Consider the following 14,231-nt stretch of genomic DNA (forward strand, 5'->3'; position numbering starts at 1 on the left):
ACCCGCCCACCATCCGTTATGCACCCGGCCACCATCCGGTATGCACCCGCCCACCGCCCGCGCCCCGGTACTCTTGACTCTGGACTACCCGGACCGCACCCAGCGGCCCTGCACAGTATGGAGGACATGTCTTGGCACCCAAATCCCAACTGGACGCGATTGTCTCCCTGGCCAAGCGCCGCGGATTCGTCTTCCAGGCGGGCGAGATCTACGGAGGCTCCCGGTCCGCATGGGACTACGGTCCCCTCGGGGTCGAGCTGAAGGAGAACATCAAGGAACAGTGGTGGCAGACGTTCGTCCGCGGCCGCGAGGACATGGTGGGCCTCGACTCGTCTGTCATCCTGCCCAAGCAGGTCTGGGAGGCTTCGGGCCACGTCGCGACGTTCACGGATCCGCTCGTCGAGTGCCTCAACTGCCACAAGCGGCACCGTCAGGACCACCTCATCGAGGCTTATGAGGCGAAGAAGGGCCGCGCGCCGGAGAACGGCATGGAGTCCATCACGTGCCCCGACTGCGGCGTCACGGGCCAGTGGACCGAGCCGCAGATGTTCTCGGGCCTCATGAAGACGTTCCTCGGCCCCGTCGACAACGCCGAGGGGCTGCACTACATGCGCCCCGAGACGGCGCAGGGCATCTTCGTGAACTTCAACAACGTGGTCACGACGTCTCGCAAGAAGCCGCCGTTCGGGATCGGCCAGATCGGCAAGGCGTTCCGCAACGAGATCACGCCGGGCAACTTCATCTTCCGCACGCGCGAGTTCGAGCAGATGGAGATTGAGTTCTTCACGGCTCCCGAGGACGCTCCCTCGTGGTTCGATCATTGGGTCGACGCGTGCTGGAACTGGTTCGTGGACCTCGGCATCAACCCGGACAACATGCGCCGCTTCGACGTCCCGAAGGAGGAGCGCGCGCACTACTCGGCCGGCACGATCGACGTCGAATACCGCTTCGGCTTCCAGGGCAACGAGTGGGGCGAGCTCATGGGCATCGCGAACCGCACGGACTTCGACCTCGGCAGCCACTCGAAGGCCTCGGGCCACGAGCTCGCCTACTTCGACCAGACCACGAACCAGCGCTACATCCCGTACGTGATCGAGCCCTCGTTCGGCCTCACGCGGTCCATGATGGCGTTCCTCGTCGACGCGTACTCCGAGGACGAGGCGCCGAACACGAAGGGCGGCGTGGACAAGCGCACCGTCCTGCGCCTCGACCCGCGACTCTCGCCCATCAAGGCTGCCGTGCTTCCCCTGAGCCGCAACGAGAGCCTCTCACCGAAGGCGCGCGACCTCGGCGCCGAGCTGCGCAAGCGCTGGAACATCGACTTCGACGACGCGGGCGCGATCGGCCGTCGCTACCGCCGCCAGGACGAGATCGGCACGCCGTTCTGCATCACGGTCGACTTCGACACGCTCGACGACGACGCCGTCACGATCCGCGAGCGCGACACGATGGCGCAGGAGCGCGTCTCGCTCGACAAGGTCCAGGGCTACCTCGCCGAGCGGCTCAACGGGAACTGACGGGCCGGGAGGAACCAAGCGCGTGGCTGAACTGAGCTACCGCCCGTGGCGGGCGGGCGACGACCAGACGCTCCTGCAGATCTGGGGCGACGCCGAGGGGCCCGCCGCGGAACAGTTCCGCGGTGAGCTTGCGCCGGATGCCGACGAGGGGGTGTGGCGGCGCTGCGTCGTGGCCGAGGACCAGGGCATCCCCGTGGCCGCCGGCGTCGTGTACACGAGCGCGCTGCATCCCGAGCGGCTGTGGGCGTATGTCGAGGTGGCCCGGGACCACCGGCGCCGGGGCGTGGGGGCCGCCCTGCTGCGGCGCCTCCGCGAGGCCGCGCTGACGGCGCCCGGCGGGATCACTCCGCTGCGCACCAAGGCCGCGGACGGGACGGTGGGCCAGGCGTTCGCCCTCGCGTCGGGCTTCGTCCCGCTCCAGCGCTCGCGGCACGTCATCGTACGGCCCGGGACGCTCAAGCTTCCGGTCTTCGGCGACGGAACTGAGCAGCAGAGCTCGCAGCTCGTCCAGGATCTGGCTACGGGCTCGGTCGAGCTGAGCGACGCCGTCGGCCGCTATTACACCTCGGTTCACGCGTGGGACCCGCCCGCCCCGCTCAGCGTCGGAAAGGCCCAGCAGCTGTTCCTCTCAGACGCGGCGGGAGCGCACGGCGCCGTCGTGCTGCGCGCCCGGGCGTCGAGCGCGTTCGGTCCCGCGGCCCCGGCCACGAAGAAGGGACGGCTGCGGGCCTTCGCTGTGAGCTACGCGAGCCCCCTGGCCGTGGAGCCGGTCCTCGGCTCCACGCACGGCGGCGAGCAGCCCACCGAAGTCCTGCTGGGCCACGACCCCGCGCTCGACGCCGACGACGCGCGGGACGCCGTGCGCGGGCTGCTGGCCCTCGTCGCGTATCAGCACCCCGTTCTGCTTGAAGTAGACGACTCGATGGAGGCCCTCCGGGCGGCCGTCGAACCGCTCCTCGCAGCGGGCCTCGCGGCCCAGGCCGGTCCCGACACTGTGATCTTGGGGGACTGAACCCCGTGGGCGGCGGGCACGGTCACGCGGATCCGGAGGAGGCCCCGAGCCGTGCTGCGACGGTCGCCCGGCGCCGGGCGACGTGGATCCTCGCGGCTGTGCTCGTCCCGCTGGGCCTCGTGACCCTCGTCGCGATGGTGCTCCTGTGGCCCTCTGGGAACCGCGGCGACCTCAGGCTCTCCAACCCCTATGCGCTTGCCCAGGGCGTCACGATGGACACCGGAACGGTGCAGCAGGTCGCCCTGTCCGGGTGCCAGAAGGGCCAGCAGCCGTCCCAGTGCACCTTCGCGGTGACCCAGCCGGACGCAGGGGGCACGGCGGTGAGGGTCGCGATGAACCCGGACGTCATGGTGTCGCACGGAGTCAAGCCCGGGGACAGGATCCGGTACCTCAACCTCTCGAAGATCCAGCAGGCCCAGCCGCAAGGCTCCTCGGACAGCCCTCAAGCCGAAGCTCCTGGGGCCCAAGCGCCGTCGTATGTTTTCGCCGACTTCGTGCGCACGGTTCCGCTGCTGCTGCTCGCGGGGCTCTACGCGGTCGTCGTCGTGGCCGTCGCGCGGTGGCGCGGCCTGCGAGCACTTCTGGGCCTCGGGGGCGCGTTCGCGGTCCTGGCTCTGTTCATCCTTCCCGGCCTCGTCGAGGGCAAGCCGCCGCTCCTGCTCGCGCTCGTGGGCTCGACGGTCATCATGATGGGCGTCCTGTACTTCGCCCACGGGGTCTCGGCGCGGACGTCCACGGCGCTGCTTGGCACGGTCTTCGGCCTTGGGGTCACGGCAGCGCTCGCCTCGTGGGCGATGGACGCGGGAAACCTCACGGGCGTGGGGGCACATCCCGCGGCCTCGCTCGTGAACCTCGGAGGCAGTCTCTCGGTCTCAGGAATCATCCTGTGCGGCCTCATCATCGCGAGCCTCGGCGCGCTCAACGACGTCACGGTCACGCAGGCCTCCGCCGTATGGGAGCTCTACGAGCTCGCGCCGCACACGCCCGCTCGCAGGCTCTTCTCCTCGGCGTTGCGGATTGGCCGCGACCACATCGCGTCGACCGTGTACACGATCGCGTTCGCGTACGCGGGCGCGGCCCTTCCGCTGCTCATCATCGTGGCGCTCTACGACCGGCCGCTCCTCGAGGCCCTCACAGGCTCGGAGCTCGCCGAGGAGGTGGTGCGCACCCTCGTGGGCTCGACCGGGCTCGTGCTCGCCATCCCCATCACGACCGCGATCGCCGTCGCTGTGGTCAAGGCGACCGGGGCGGCGCGCCTGGCAGGGCCCGAGGCCGAGCCGAGCTACGCGGCGCGGTAGCGCTTCGCGGCGGCAAGCGCCGCCGTGAGCCCGGCCCTGTCGAGGCGAGGCCCGTAGCCGGGGGTGTCGCGCTGGATGCGCCAGCCCTCAGCGAGCGGCCCCGCGTCGACCGTGTCGAAGCCGAACGCGTCGATGAGTGCTGCGACCTCCGGCTTGGCGCCCGCGTCGTCACCCGCGATGGCGAGCGCCCGCCGCCCCGGCGAGCCGGCAGGGAGCGCATGGCTCGTGAGCTCGCGCGCGTAAATGTGATTGAACGCCTTGACCACGTGCGAGTCGGGAAGATGCCGCTGGAGGAGCTCCGCGGTCGTGGTCTCCTCGGCCTCGAGCTCGGGGATGATTCCGTCGCGCTGCGGGTAGTAGTTGTTCGTGTCGATGACCGTCTTGCCTGCGAGCTCGTCCACGGGCACGAGGCCGATGTTCCTGAGGGGGATGCTGACCACCGCGATGTCGGCGGCGCCCGCGGCCTCGGCCGGTGACGCGGCGCGGGCGCGGGGGCCCAGTTCCGCGACGAGATCGCTCAGGGTCTCCGGGCCCCGAGAATTGCTCAGGACCACGTCGAGCCCTGCCGCGACGGCGAGGCGCGCGAGCTGCGATCCGATGTGTCCGCTTCCGATCAGTCCAAGAGTCGTCATGGTCGGTGCAACCGAAGCCGCCCACGGGTATTCCCTCGCGGCGGCCCCGGCGCCTGGAAAGTGGCTCGATTCACATCTTGTCGCGGTCCGGGCGCATGCCGTTCATGTCCCGGGCGTCCCAGATGTCGCGTTCGGCCTCGCTCGGCGCGCCGCCGCCGAACTTCGCCGGAAGCCACCACGCGCCGGCCGGTTGGCCGAGCGGGAAGTCGAGGGCCGCGGCGTTGGCGGCCTTCTGCATCGCGTGCTGGAGCTTTGCGGCGGCGCGCTCGGGATCGTCCCCGTCGACGAGGTCCACGGGATCGCCGAAGTGCACCCGAATCGGCGCGCGCCACAGATCGCGGAAGGAGCCTCTGCCTCGCGTGCCGAAGGTGCCGTGCCCGCGCGTCGTCACCCGGTGGCCGCCCCACACCCCGACGGGGACGAGGGGGACGCCCGTGGCGGCCGCCATGCGCACGGCGCCAGTGTGGCAGCGCCGCACGGTGAAGCTCCGGCTCACGCCGGCCTCGGGGAAAAGCGCCACGCTCCAGCCCGCGTCGAGGGCCCGCACGGACGCATTGAGGCTCGCGTGGTTGGGCGCGCCGAGCACGGCCATGCCGCCGCACGCCGTGATCGCGGCACCGAGCAGGCGGCTGCGATACGGGCGCGGGCCCACGAGGAAGCGGAGCCGGTCGCGGCGGCGCGCCCACCAGACGATGGCGACGGGGACGAAGTCGACGTACCCGAAGTGGGTGATCGCGAGGACCACCTGTCCGGGCGGGACGTTCTCGAGCCCGGTCGCAGTGATCTCGATGCGCGCGGCACGCGAGAGGCCCTCGAACAAGCGGAGGCCCACGTCGTACAGCCACGGGCTCCCGCGGGGGAGGGAGCGGGACGGCGCAACCGGGGGCGTGGCCATGCGCCAAGACTAGGCAGGGGCGCCGCTGTCGTTCCAGCGCTCGCGGCGCTCTTCGCGGCCCTGCCTGGGGAGGACATTAGAGTGGTCGCATGACCTCCGGCTCCCAGCGCGCCTCGGCCTTCGGGCGCCTCAGCGGGGCTGAAATCTTCGGCCAGGATCTCTCCGCCCTCGGCTTCCTCGGCGTCCTTCGCGCGCCCGCCTCACGCCGCTGGTTCATCGGCTCCGGGATCGCCGTGGTCTTCTGGATCATCGGCGGCTGGGACCGCTTCGCCGCCGCGGCGATCGCGGCCGGAGCCCTCCCGCTCCGCACCGCCCACCTCGTGCTGTTCATGCTCTCGTTCATGCTGATCCCTCCGTTCAGCTGGGGCCGGCCGCTTGCGCGCAAGCTCGCGCTTCTCGCGTTCCTCGTGGTCCTGAGCCTGGGGTTCTTCCTGTACGACTCCTCAGGAGGTGGCTGGTACTGTGGACCTTGCGCTTGGGCGCCAAGCCCAGACGCTCCGCGAGCTGCGCGGGGCTCAGCACGAGCTGGCCGAGCTCGCCGTCGCAGAGGAGCGGAATCGGGTCGCGAGGGATCTGCACGATATCCTCGGCCACTCGCTCACGGTGATCGCCGTCAAGGCCGAGCTGACGGGCCAGCTTCTGCGGCAGAGCCCGGGCAGGCGCCCGACGGGCATGGTTTGTCCGGCCTCGGCGAGGGGGCGCGCGCGGCGGGGCTCACGCTGAGCCTCGGCCGCTCGGAGCTCGGCGGATACCGATTGCGGGTGGCCGCATGATCAGGCTGCTCATCGCCGACGACCAGGCGCTTGTACGCGGCGCGCTCGCCGCGCTCCTGGGCCTCGAGCCGGACCTCGAGGTGGTCGCCGAAGTGGGGCGCGGCGACGAGGTGGTCCCCGCGGTCGCCGAGCACCACCCGGACGTCGCGATCCTCGACGTCGACATGCCGGGCCTCGACGGCATCTCGGCTGCCGCCGCGCTGCGCAGTGCGGCGCCGTCGTGCCGGGTGCTCGTGGTGACAACCTTCGGGCGCCCGGGCTACCTCCGCCGCGCGATGCAGGCCGGGGCCGCGGGTTTCGTGGTCAAGGACACGCCCGCGCGCCAGCTCGCCGACGCCGTGCGGCGAGTCGCCGCTGGCCTCCGCGTGGTGGATCCGACCCTTGCGGCGGAGTCCCTCACGGCGGGCGAGAGCCCGCTCACCGATCGCGAGACCGAGGTGCTTCGGGCCGCCGCCGGCGGCCGGACCATCGCGAACATTGCCCGCGAGCTGTTCCTCTCGGAGGGGACGGTGCGGAATTATCTTTCGAGCGCGATCGGCAAGACCGGCGCGAGCACGCGGGCTGAGGCGGCTCGCATCGCGGAGGAGAACGGCTGGCTCATCTGACCACGAGCGCCTCGGCGGTGTTCATCTGACGGATGTCATGCCGGAGTCATGACAGGCGCATGGGGGCCGCAGGCGGCCTCGGCGGAACGATGGATTCAGGCCGCCGGAGAGGCGGCGCCCACTGAACCAGGAGCTTCGATTCCGATGACCGGCCTCACCCTCAGCTTCGCGAACATCGTCCTCGCCGTCGCGGTCCTCGCGCGGGCCATCTTCCGCCAGTTTCGGACTCGCCCCGTGGGCGCCCTCCGCGCCCGCACTTTCGTGATCCTCGGTGGCGTGGGTGTGTGGCAGCTGGCCCAGATCGCCGACTCGCACGGTTTCACGCCCGTCGAGGCCGTGACCCTCGCCGTTTCAATCGGTCTCGCGGCTGGCTTCGGCTGGCTGCGTGGCCGGACGGCGGCGGTCTGGATCCAGGACGGCGTCGCGTACCGTCGCGGCGGTTGGCCCGCGGTCGGTCTGTGGATTGCGGGGCTTGGGGTGCACATCGGCGTCGAGTTCTTCGGCTCGATGCTTGAGGGGCTGCGCGGGTCGGGCCCCGTCGCGAACGCCTCGATCATGCTGTACATCGCGGTGACCCTCGGCATCCAAGCCCTCGTGGTGTCCCGTCGCGCGGCGGCCGTCGTGTGGGAGGCGGAGCCCCTGCGCCAGCCCGTCGCCTAGGAGACTGCTGAACAAGCTCCCTTCGCAGGTTGGCTGGTGGCGTGATCGGTGCCGCCTTGGCCAGTCGAACGGCGGGTTTTGGTCGGCTCTGGGTGCAGCATGGGTCCGTCCCGCCTGTGCAGGGCGTCGTGGTGCCCCTGGCGTTGGGTTCGAGGCTGTCTTCTGGGGGCCTGCGGCGCGATCAGGCCAGCTGCCAGGTTCCGTTGTCGAAGCTGAGGCCGAGTGCGAGCAGTCGCCTGAGGTTCAGGGCGGCGACCCGGTGGTGGAGCCAGCTGTTGTTCTTCTCCACGCCCCGGTAGGGGACGCGGCGGTTGCCCCGGGTCAGCCACGCGATCGATCTCTCGACCATCGGCCGCTTGGCCCGATAGGTGGTCTGGAAGCCTTCCGCGGTGGCCCGCCTGCGGTGTGCGCGCTGGAGCAGGTCGTGGGGATGCACCTCGATCTTGCGACCGTCTCTGGCCGTGGTGCACTGCGATCGCAGCGGGCAGTGGGCGCAGACGGCGCCGAACACGGCCTTGCGGGTCTTGGTGAGCCGGCGGGTGTGCCCGGCCGGGCAGGTCAGGGTCCCTGCCTCGCCGTCGTGGGCGAAGTCGTCGATGGTGAACCCGCCCTCGACCGCGGGCCGCAGCGGCCACGGCTTGATAATCGGGGTCCACTTCCGCTGGTCCAGGGCGTGCAGCATCTCCCCGGACCCGTAGGCCGAGTCGCCGAGCACCTCGACGGCCTCCTGCCCGGCGATCGTCGGGTCGGCGGCGACCAGGTCCTTGCCGACGGATGCGTCGGAGTTCTCCGGGCCGTTGGCCTTGGTCAGCTTCACCGCGGTGGTCAGCCCGGTCTCCGGCTCGACCACCACATGGGCCTTGAACCCGTCCTGCCGGCGCTCCCGGGTCTTGTGCGCGTGCCGGGTCTCCGGGTCGACGGTGGAGATCATCCGGTCCGGTGCGACGCTGCGGGCGATCCGCCACCGCCCGTCGCTGCCGTCGGAGTCCTCCGCGGGCTCGACGTCCTGCCCGGCCACCAGCGCCAGCAGCGCCACCGCCTCCGCAGGCCTCCCGCCCGCGGCCTGGGCGGCATCGACGTCCAGCGCCGCGAGCAGCGCGAGCGCGTCGTTGACCAGGGCTGTGACCAGGCCGTCGCGCGCGGCCGCATCGTCCCACACGATCCGCGGCTTCCCGGCCGAGGCGTAGTCCTGCCCGGTCAGCCCGGCCAGCCGGGTGCACTCGGCGGCGATCACCGCCTCCGCGCCGGAGACCTCCCGGCCGACCCGCCGGATCGAGGCGACCAGCTGGGTGACCGTGTCCTGCCGGGCAACCGCGTCGTCCAGCACCGTGGAGTCAAGCGCCCGCCGCGTCCCCCCGCCCACCGCGCCGGTCGCGGCCACCACGTCCCGGACCGCCTCGAAGATCCGCTGCGGCCGGGCGCTGGCCGCGAGCCGGCGCCGCCAGTAGGTCAGGGTGGTCGGATGGAACGCCCGGTCCGCGACCGCGAAGCCGCAGGCGGCCTTCCACCGCAGGTCGAAGGTCACCGCCTCGGCAGCCTCGCGATCCGAAAGCCCGTTCAACGCCTGCAGCACCAGGACCGTGGCGACCACCTCGGGCGGGACCGAGGGCCGGCCCCGGCCCGAGGGAAAGAGATCCTCGAACATCTCCGCCGGGAACAGCTTCAGCCGATGCCCGGCCAGGAAGGCGAAGACGCTGCCCGGAACCAGCAGATGCCCGGCCAGCGCCTCAACGTCAAGGAACTCACGCTGTCCATCGTCGCGACCCTGCATGAAGCCAGTCTTAACCCTCCCCGGCCCGAAGCAGGGAGGCGCGCCCCGCCCGCCCGACTTCTTCAGCAGTCTCCTAGCGAGTTATCCACATACGACGGCGGCGCCCTCCCGTGTGTGCCATGGCCCCGCTAGCGTCGGGGTCATCGCACGTCTAAGGGGGACACATGGGCAAGGCAGCACGGGTCAAGAAGGCACGCTCGGAGGTTCGAGAAGGAACGGCGGCGCTGGACTCGCCGGATCGCTATATCGAAGGATTCACCATTGGGCAGGCCGATGCCCTGCGTGGGCATTGCGCGGAGGCGGTCCGCTCGCTCGGGTACCGCGCGTGGGATCGGGGCAGCCACATCGTCGTGACGGGCGGGCCGTTCAGGGCGCCGGGGGCGACTCTCGGCTTCACCACGATCGCGCGGGAGGCAGCCCGTATCCCGGAGACGGGCTGGGGAGGGCTCGCGAGGGACATTGTGGGGCACCTCATCTCGACGGCGCTCGCCGCGCCGCCGCACCTCTCGCGCGACGATCTCCGCGAACAGCTCTTCCCGCGGTTCTCAGCACCGGGGAGGATTCCTCCGGCGCAGCTCGCGGAGGACTACTCGTACGCGCGGCGCGTGGCCGGCCTGCCGCTCCTTCTGGCCGTGCGGCACAGTCAGGCCTCGGCCTTTCTCGCGGACGTCCACCTTTCGAAGGCCGGGGGAGCCGAGGAGGCGTGGGAGATGGCCGAGGCGAATCTCTTCGAGGCCGAGCTCGGGGAGCCCACGGCCTATCAATCGGACACCGGTTCGGCGGTGATCCTGCTCGAGTCCGAGCATCCGCGCCAAGCTGCGTGGCTCGCCTATCCCGAGCGCCTCGTGGAGAGGTTGGGCCTTGAGGTGGGCCCCTCCGGGTTGCTGTTCTGCGTTCCGGCCCACCGCATGCTTGGCTTCCAAGACGTGGATGGCCTGGCCTCGGTTGAGGACGTTCACCGGATGCGTGACCTCGTCGCGATCTTGGCCGAGGGCGAGGTAGCGCCGCTGAGCAGCGAATTGTTCTGGTGGCGGCCGGGCCAGCCGATCGTCGCGGCGACCGCCCCTCGGGGCCGGACCACTGCCGTGCTCGACGATTCGCTCGCCGCCCTCCTCTCCGGGGCCGAGATCCCGTCCCCGGGCCGGGACTTTGACACAATGGACGGGTGACTGCTGTGCCCATCGCCCTCTCGGAAGCCCCCGCGCCCGCCCGGCTCGAACTCCCGCCGCTCAAGCTCGGGAAACTGACCATCGAGACTCCGGTGGTGCTGGCGCCCATGGCCGGCATCACCAACAAGGCTTTCCGCCGTCTCTGCCGTGAGTTTGGGGGCGGCCTCTACGTCGCGGAAATGGTGACGTCCCGGGCCCTCGTCGAGCGGCACCCCGAGTCGCTGCGGATCATCTCGCACGACGACGACGAGAAGGTCCGCTCGGTCCAGCTGTACGGTGTTGACCCTGTAACGGTCGGCCGGGCCGTGAGGATGCTCGTCGAGGAGGGCCGCGCCGATCACATCGATCTCAATTTCGGCTGCCCCGTCCCCAAGGTGACGAGGCGCGGCGGAGGTTCCGCCCTGCCGTGGAAGACGGACCTCTTCACGTCGATCGTGACGACTGCCGTGCGTGAGGCGCAGCGCGGCGACATCCCGCTGACCATCAAGATGCGCAAGGGCATCGACGATGACCATCTGACATATCTCGAGGCCGGCCGGATCGCGCGCGACGCGGGGGTGGCCGCCGTCGCCCTCCACGGCCGCACGTGTGCGCAGTTCTATTCGGGCACCGCCGACTGGGACGCGATCGCGCGTCTCCGCGAGTCGCTCCCCGACATCCCAGTCCTCGGCAACGGGGACATCTGGAGCGCCGAGGACGCGATGCGGATGGTGCGGCACACGGGCGTGGACGGCGTCGTGGTGGGCCGCGGATGCCAGGGCCGTCCGTGGCTCTTCGGCGACCTCCAGGCGGCGTTCGAGGGGCGCGCCGAGCGCAATCGCCCCGGCTTGGCCGCCGTCGCGGAGGCGTTCTACCGCCACGCCGAGCTCCTCGTGGACTACTTTGAGGACGAGGACAAGGCCTTGCGCGACATTCGCAAGCACGTCGCGTGGTACTTCAAGGGCTATACCGTGGGCGGCGAGCTCAGGGCCAAGCTCGCCCAGGTGCCGACGCTCGCAGTGCTCCGCGAGCTGCTCGGCGAGCTCGACGCCGAGGCCTCGTACCCCGGCGCCGACGCCGAGGGTCCGCGTGGGCGCGCGGGCTCCCCGAAGCGTCCGGCGCTCCCGGAGAAGTGGCTCGAGAGCCGTTCGATGGATGCGGGCCAGACGCGTGACATCGCGGCGGCCGAGTTGGATGTCTCCGGTGGCTGAGCCGTCGAAGAATGGCCACTACACGGCCGACGACAGCCGTCGCTGGGTCGCGGAGCCGATCAAGAAGAGTTACCGCAGCGACTTCGAGCGCGATCGCGCGCGCGTCCTGCACTCGTCCGCCCTCCGTCGCCTCGGTGCGAAGACGCAAGTCGTCGCACCCGACACGGACGACTTCGTGCGCACGCGCCTCACGCACTCGCTCGAGGTGGCCCAGGTGGGCCGGGAGCTCGGTCGGGTCCTCGGATGCGATCCCGACGTCGTCGACGCCGCGTGCCTGAGCCACGATCTGGGGCACCCTCCGTTCGGGCACAACGGCGAGAGCGCGCTCAACGACATCGCCCACCGGATCGGTGGCTTCGAGGGCAACGCGCAGACGCTCCGCCTCCTGACGCGGCTCGAGCCGAAGGTGCTCGACGGCGAGGGCCGCCCGGCCGGGCTCAACCTCACGAGGGCGAGCCTCGACGCCGCCTGCAAGTATCCGTGGACGGCGCGGGACGCCCCGCTCGTGCACGGCCAGCGCACGAGCAAGTTCGGAGCGTACGAGGACGATCTTGAGATCTTCGAATGGGTCCGCGAGGGGGCGCCGGCGGGCCGGAGCTGCCTCGAGGCCCAGATCATGGACCTCTCTGACGACATCGCCTACTCCGTGCACGATGTCGAAGACGCGATCGTCGCCGGCAAGTTCCAGCTCCGCTGGATGGCGAACCCGGACCACCGGGCCCGCGTGGTCGGCTACACCCAGCAGTGGTATCTCCCGCACAGCGATCCCGCGGAGATCGACGCGGCTCTCGCGCGCCTGGAGTCCACCCCCGTATGGGTGCTCGAGGCCGACGGCTCGCGCAGGGCTATGGCGGCCCTCAAGAACATGACGAGTCAGCTCATCGGCCGCTTCTGTGACAGCGCCCTGGGCCTGACCCGCGCCGCGTTCGGAGAGGCGCCGCTCACGCGCTACGCGGGCGACGTCGTAGTCCCGCAGGAGACGGTCATGGAGATCGCCGTCATGAAGGGCCTCGCCACGACGTTCGTCATGACCACGGACCACCGCCAGCCGATCTACGAGCGGCAGCGCGAGGTGCTCCACGCGCTCGTTACCGCGCTGAGCGCCTCCGGGGACAGGCACCTCGAACCGATGTTCGCCGCGGACTGGCGTGCCGCGGGCGACGATGCGGCGCGGCTGCGGGTCGTCATCGACCAGGTCGCGTCGCTCACGGACGCGTCGGCGCTGTCCTGGTACGAGCGTCTCGTGGGGAGCCTGCCCAGTCTCTGGTGACGGTGGGGAAGACTAATACGGGAGTAGGTGGCGGGTTCAGGCGGGCGCTGGAGTGATGGTGACGTTGTAGCCGAGGTTCTGGAGCTGGCGGATGGCCCTGTTGGTGGCTTTCTGTGGGTTGAGCCGGGTGTAGTAGTCGGCGCCGGGGTCGGTGTAGACCTCGCCGTTTCGAAGCATGTGCCAGGCCGCGGTCAGGATGGCGTGCTCGATTGCTACGACGGCCAAGACGGGGCCACGCCGGGCGGCGATGCGTCGGTACTTGGCGGCGAGGTAGGTCCCCTGGGCGCGCGAGACCGACATCGCGGCGACTCCGAGCGCGGCTTTGAGGTACTTGTCCCCGGGGCGGGTGTGCGACGACTTGACCCGCCCGGCCGACTCGTTCGAGCCGGGGCACACCCCGGCCCAGGACGCCAGATGCCCCGGGGTTTCGAACACGGCCATGTCCGCTCCGGTCTCGGCGATGATCACCTCCGCGACGGCGGTCGAGATGCCGGGGATCGTCGTCAGCGCCTGGCGGGCGAGGCGAAAGGGGGCGATCGCGTCCTCGATCCGTGCTGTGAGCCGGTCGATCATCCCGGTTGCCGTGTCGATCTGGGTCAGGTACTCCGTGACCATGAACGCGTGGTGGTCGGTGAACCTGCCCTGCAGCGCCTCGACCAGCTGCGGGATCTTGTTCCGCAGCGTCCCTCTGGCCAGCTGCGCCAGCTGCTGCGGATCCCGCTCTCCTGCGACCAGCGCGTCCAGGATCGCCCGGGACGAGGCCCCGGTCAGCTCGGAGGCGACCGCGGAGAGCTTGATCCCGGAGGACTCGAGGAACTTCTCCAGCCGCTGGACCTGCCGGGTCCGGTCCCGCACCGCCACCGCCCTGGCGCGGGTGAGGTCGCGCAGCTGCCGGATGGGCTCGGGCGGGACGAACGAGGGCCGCAGCAGCCCGTGCGCGGCCAGCTGAGCCAGCCACGCCGAGTCCGACACGTCGGTTTTTCGCCCCGGGATGTTCCTGGCCTGCTTCGCGTTGACCAGCATCACCGGAAGGCGGTCCTCCATCAGGAAGCAGAACGGCTTCCAGTAGTCGCTTGTCGCCTCCATCACCACCGTGGTGACCTGCTGGGCCTCGAGGAACTCGATCAGCTCCAGGATCTGCCCCACGGTGGAGCCCCACGTCGTCACGTCCGTCGTGAACGTGCCTGCGCGCTTGCCCGGGACCCGGACGGCGACCTTCGCGTCGCGTTTGGAGATGTCCATCCCCGCCGCACGCTCGTGCACCACGTCCATCGCCTGCTCCTCCCTCATCAGGTCGGCCGCGGGAAGGACAGGGATGAAGGTAAGGAATCTAACACTCCTGCTCGGGGCAACAATCCACGGTTCCCGTGGAAGTCCTTCCGCGCCAGGCTAAGGTACAGGCTCGCACGCACCATAGTCCGACCGGCGTCGCGCGGCCG

Annotated in this window: 13 protein-coding genes; 9 read left to right on the forward strand and 4 right to left on the reverse strand. The window is 70.6% G+C overall.

The genetic code is table 11. The features are described from left to right. Window positions 1–131: 131 nt before the first annotated feature. From ACOKR1_RS07635 to ACOKR1_RS07645, 3 genes are read left to right on the forward strand one after another with little or no spacing between them, the layout of a single operon-like run. Window positions 132–1,517 carry a glycine--tRNA ligase gene (locus tag ACOKR1_RS07635; RefSeq protein WP_415856784.1) on the forward strand — a complete coding sequence of 462 codons (1,386 nt, stop codon included), beginning with the start codon at window positions 132–134 and terminating at the stop codon, window positions 1,515–1,517. 22 nt (window positions 1,518–1,539) lie between these two features. After that, entirely contained in the window at window positions 1,540–2,529 is a 990-nt protein-coding gene (locus ACOKR1_RS07640; RefSeq protein WP_422936093.1) for a GNAT family N-acetyltransferase, read from the forward strand. A 5-nt stretch (window positions 2,530–2,534) separates the two neighbouring features. After that, on the forward strand, window positions 2,535–3,827 hold the full coding sequence (locus tag ACOKR1_RS07645) for a YibE/F family protein (protein ID WP_422936094.1): 1,293 nt from the start codon (window positions 2,535–2,537) through the stop codon (window positions 3,825–3,827). Here the strand turns inward: ACOKR1_RS07645 and ACOKR1_RS07650 are convergent. Both ACOKR1_RS07650 and ACOKR1_RS07655 read right to left on the reverse strand, forming a co-directional pair. Further along, window positions 3,812–4,459, reverse strand: a complete 648-nt coding sequence (locus ACOKR1_RS07650; protein ID WP_422936095.1) for an NADPH-dependent F420 reductase — start codon at window positions 4,457–4,459, stop codon at window positions 3,812–3,814. The two genes, ACOKR1_RS07645 and ACOKR1_RS07650, sit on opposite strands and share 16 nt — an antisense overlap. A gap of 70 nt (window positions 4,460–4,529) precedes the next feature. Further along, window positions 4,530–5,354: a lysophospholipid acyltransferase family protein gene (locus ACOKR1_RS07655; RefSeq protein WP_422936096.1), complete on the reverse strand. Its 825-nt coding sequence runs from the start codon at window positions 5,352–5,354 to the stop codon at window positions 4,530–4,532. 89 nt (window positions 5,355–5,443) lie between these two features. Between ACOKR1_RS07655 and ACOKR1_RS07660 the strand changes: the two genes are divergently transcribed. From ACOKR1_RS07660 to ACOKR1_RS07670, 3 genes are all read left to right on the forward strand, one after another. Then, complete coding sequence (locus ACOKR1_RS07660) at window positions 5,444–6,127, forward strand: hypothetical protein (RefSeq protein WP_422936097.1); 684 nt, start codon at window positions 5,444–5,446, stop codon at window positions 6,125–6,127. Further along, window positions 6,124–6,732, forward strand: coding sequence for a response regulator (locus ACOKR1_RS07665; RefSeq protein ID WP_422936098.1), 609 nt, complete (start codon window positions 6,124–6,126; stop codon window positions 6,730–6,732). The genes ACOKR1_RS07660 and ACOKR1_RS07665 overlap by 4 nt, the downstream gene beginning before the upstream one ends. Window positions 6,733–6,876: 144 nt before the next feature. Continuing rightward, window positions 6,877–7,392, forward strand: coding sequence for a hypothetical protein (locus tag ACOKR1_RS07670; RefSeq protein WP_422936099.1), 516 nt, complete (start codon window positions 6,877–6,879; stop codon window positions 7,390–7,392). A gap of 181 nt (window positions 7,393–7,573) precedes the next feature. Here the strand turns inward: ACOKR1_RS07670 and ACOKR1_RS07675 are convergent, their stop codons facing one another. Beyond that, window positions 7,574–9,163 (reverse strand): IS1182 family transposase, encoded by a 1,590-nt coding sequence (locus ACOKR1_RS07675; protein WP_422933071.1) that lies wholly within the window; start codon window positions 9,161–9,163, stop codon window positions 7,574–7,576. A gap of 164 nt (window positions 9,164–9,327) precedes the next feature. Here ACOKR1_RS07675 and ACOKR1_RS07680 point away from each other — a divergent pair, with 164 nt between their 5' ends. From ACOKR1_RS07680 to ACOKR1_RS07690, 3 genes are read left to right on the forward strand one after another with little or no spacing between them, the layout of a single operon-like run. After that, window positions 9,328–10,332: a hypothetical protein gene (locus ACOKR1_RS07680; RefSeq protein ID WP_422936100.1), complete on the forward strand. Its 1,005-nt coding sequence runs from the start codon at window positions 9,328–9,330 to the stop codon at window positions 10,330–10,332. Beyond that, complete coding sequence (gene dusB / locus ACOKR1_RS07685; RefSeq protein WP_422936101.1) at window positions 10,329–11,522, forward strand: tRNA dihydrouridine synthase DusB; 1,194 nt, start codon at window positions 10,329–10,331, stop codon at window positions 11,520–11,522. Before ACOKR1_RS07680 ends, dusB begins: the two co-directional genes overlap by 4 nt. Continuing rightward, window positions 11,506–12,792: a deoxyguanosinetriphosphate triphosphohydrolase gene (locus ACOKR1_RS07690; protein ID WP_422936102.1), complete on the forward strand. Its 1,287-nt coding sequence runs from the start codon at window positions 11,506–11,508 to the stop codon at window positions 12,790–12,792. Before dusB ends, ACOKR1_RS07690 begins: the two co-directional genes overlap by 17 nt. A 36-nt stretch (window positions 12,793–12,828) precedes the next feature. Here ACOKR1_RS07690 and ACOKR1_RS07695 read toward each other — a convergent pair whose 3' ends face one another. Continuing rightward, window positions 12,829–14,064, reverse strand: coding sequence for an IS110 family transposase (locus tag ACOKR1_RS07695; RefSeq protein ID WP_422936103.1), 1,236 nt, complete (start codon window positions 14,062–14,064; stop codon window positions 12,829–12,831). Window positions 14,065–14,231 lie beyond the last annotated feature (167 nt).

This window comes from Sinomonas sp. P47F7 (genome assembly GCF_049332655.1).
In the GTDB taxonomy this organism is placed as follows: Bacteria; Actinomycetota; Actinomycetes; order Actinomycetales; family Micrococcaceae; genus Sinomonas.

Bases quoted from the DNA above. Each gene is read 5' to 3' on its own strand.
- ACOKR1_RS07650 (WP_422936095.1), bottom strand. From the start codon at position 4,459: ATGACGACTCTTGGACTGATCGGAAGCGGACACATCGGATCGCAGCTC.
- ACOKR1_RS07655 (WP_422936096.1), bottom strand. From the start codon at position 5,354: ATGGCCACGCCCCCGGTTGCGCCGTCCCGCTCCCTCCCCCGCGGGAGC.
- ACOKR1_RS07660 (WP_422936097.1), top strand. From the start codon at position 5,444: ATGACCTCCGGCTCCCAGCGCGCCTCGGCCTTCGGGCGCCTCAGCGGG.
- ACOKR1_RS07665 (WP_422936098.1), top strand. From the start codon at position 6,124: ATGATCAGGCTGCTCATCGCCGACGACCAGGCGCTTGTACGCGGCGCG.
- ACOKR1_RS07670 (WP_422936099.1), top strand. From the start codon at position 6,877: ATGACCGGCCTCACCCTCAGCTTCGCGAACATCGTCCTCGCCGTCGCG.
- ACOKR1_RS07675 (WP_422933071.1), bottom strand. From the start codon at position 9,163: ATGCAGGGTCGCGACGATGGACAGCGTGAGTTCCTTGACGTTGAGGCG.
- ACOKR1_RS07680 (WP_422936100.1), top strand. From the start codon at position 9,328: ATGGGCAAGGCAGCACGGGTCAAGAAGGCACGCTCGGAGGTTCGAGAA.
- ACOKR1_RS07690 (WP_422936102.1), top strand. From the start codon at position 11,506: ATGTCTCCGGTGGCTGAGCCGTCGAAGAATGGCCACTACACGGCCGAC.
- ACOKR1_RS07695 (WP_422936103.1), bottom strand. From the start codon at position 14,064: ATGGACGTGGTGCACGAGCGTGCGGCGGGGATGGACATCTCCAAACGC.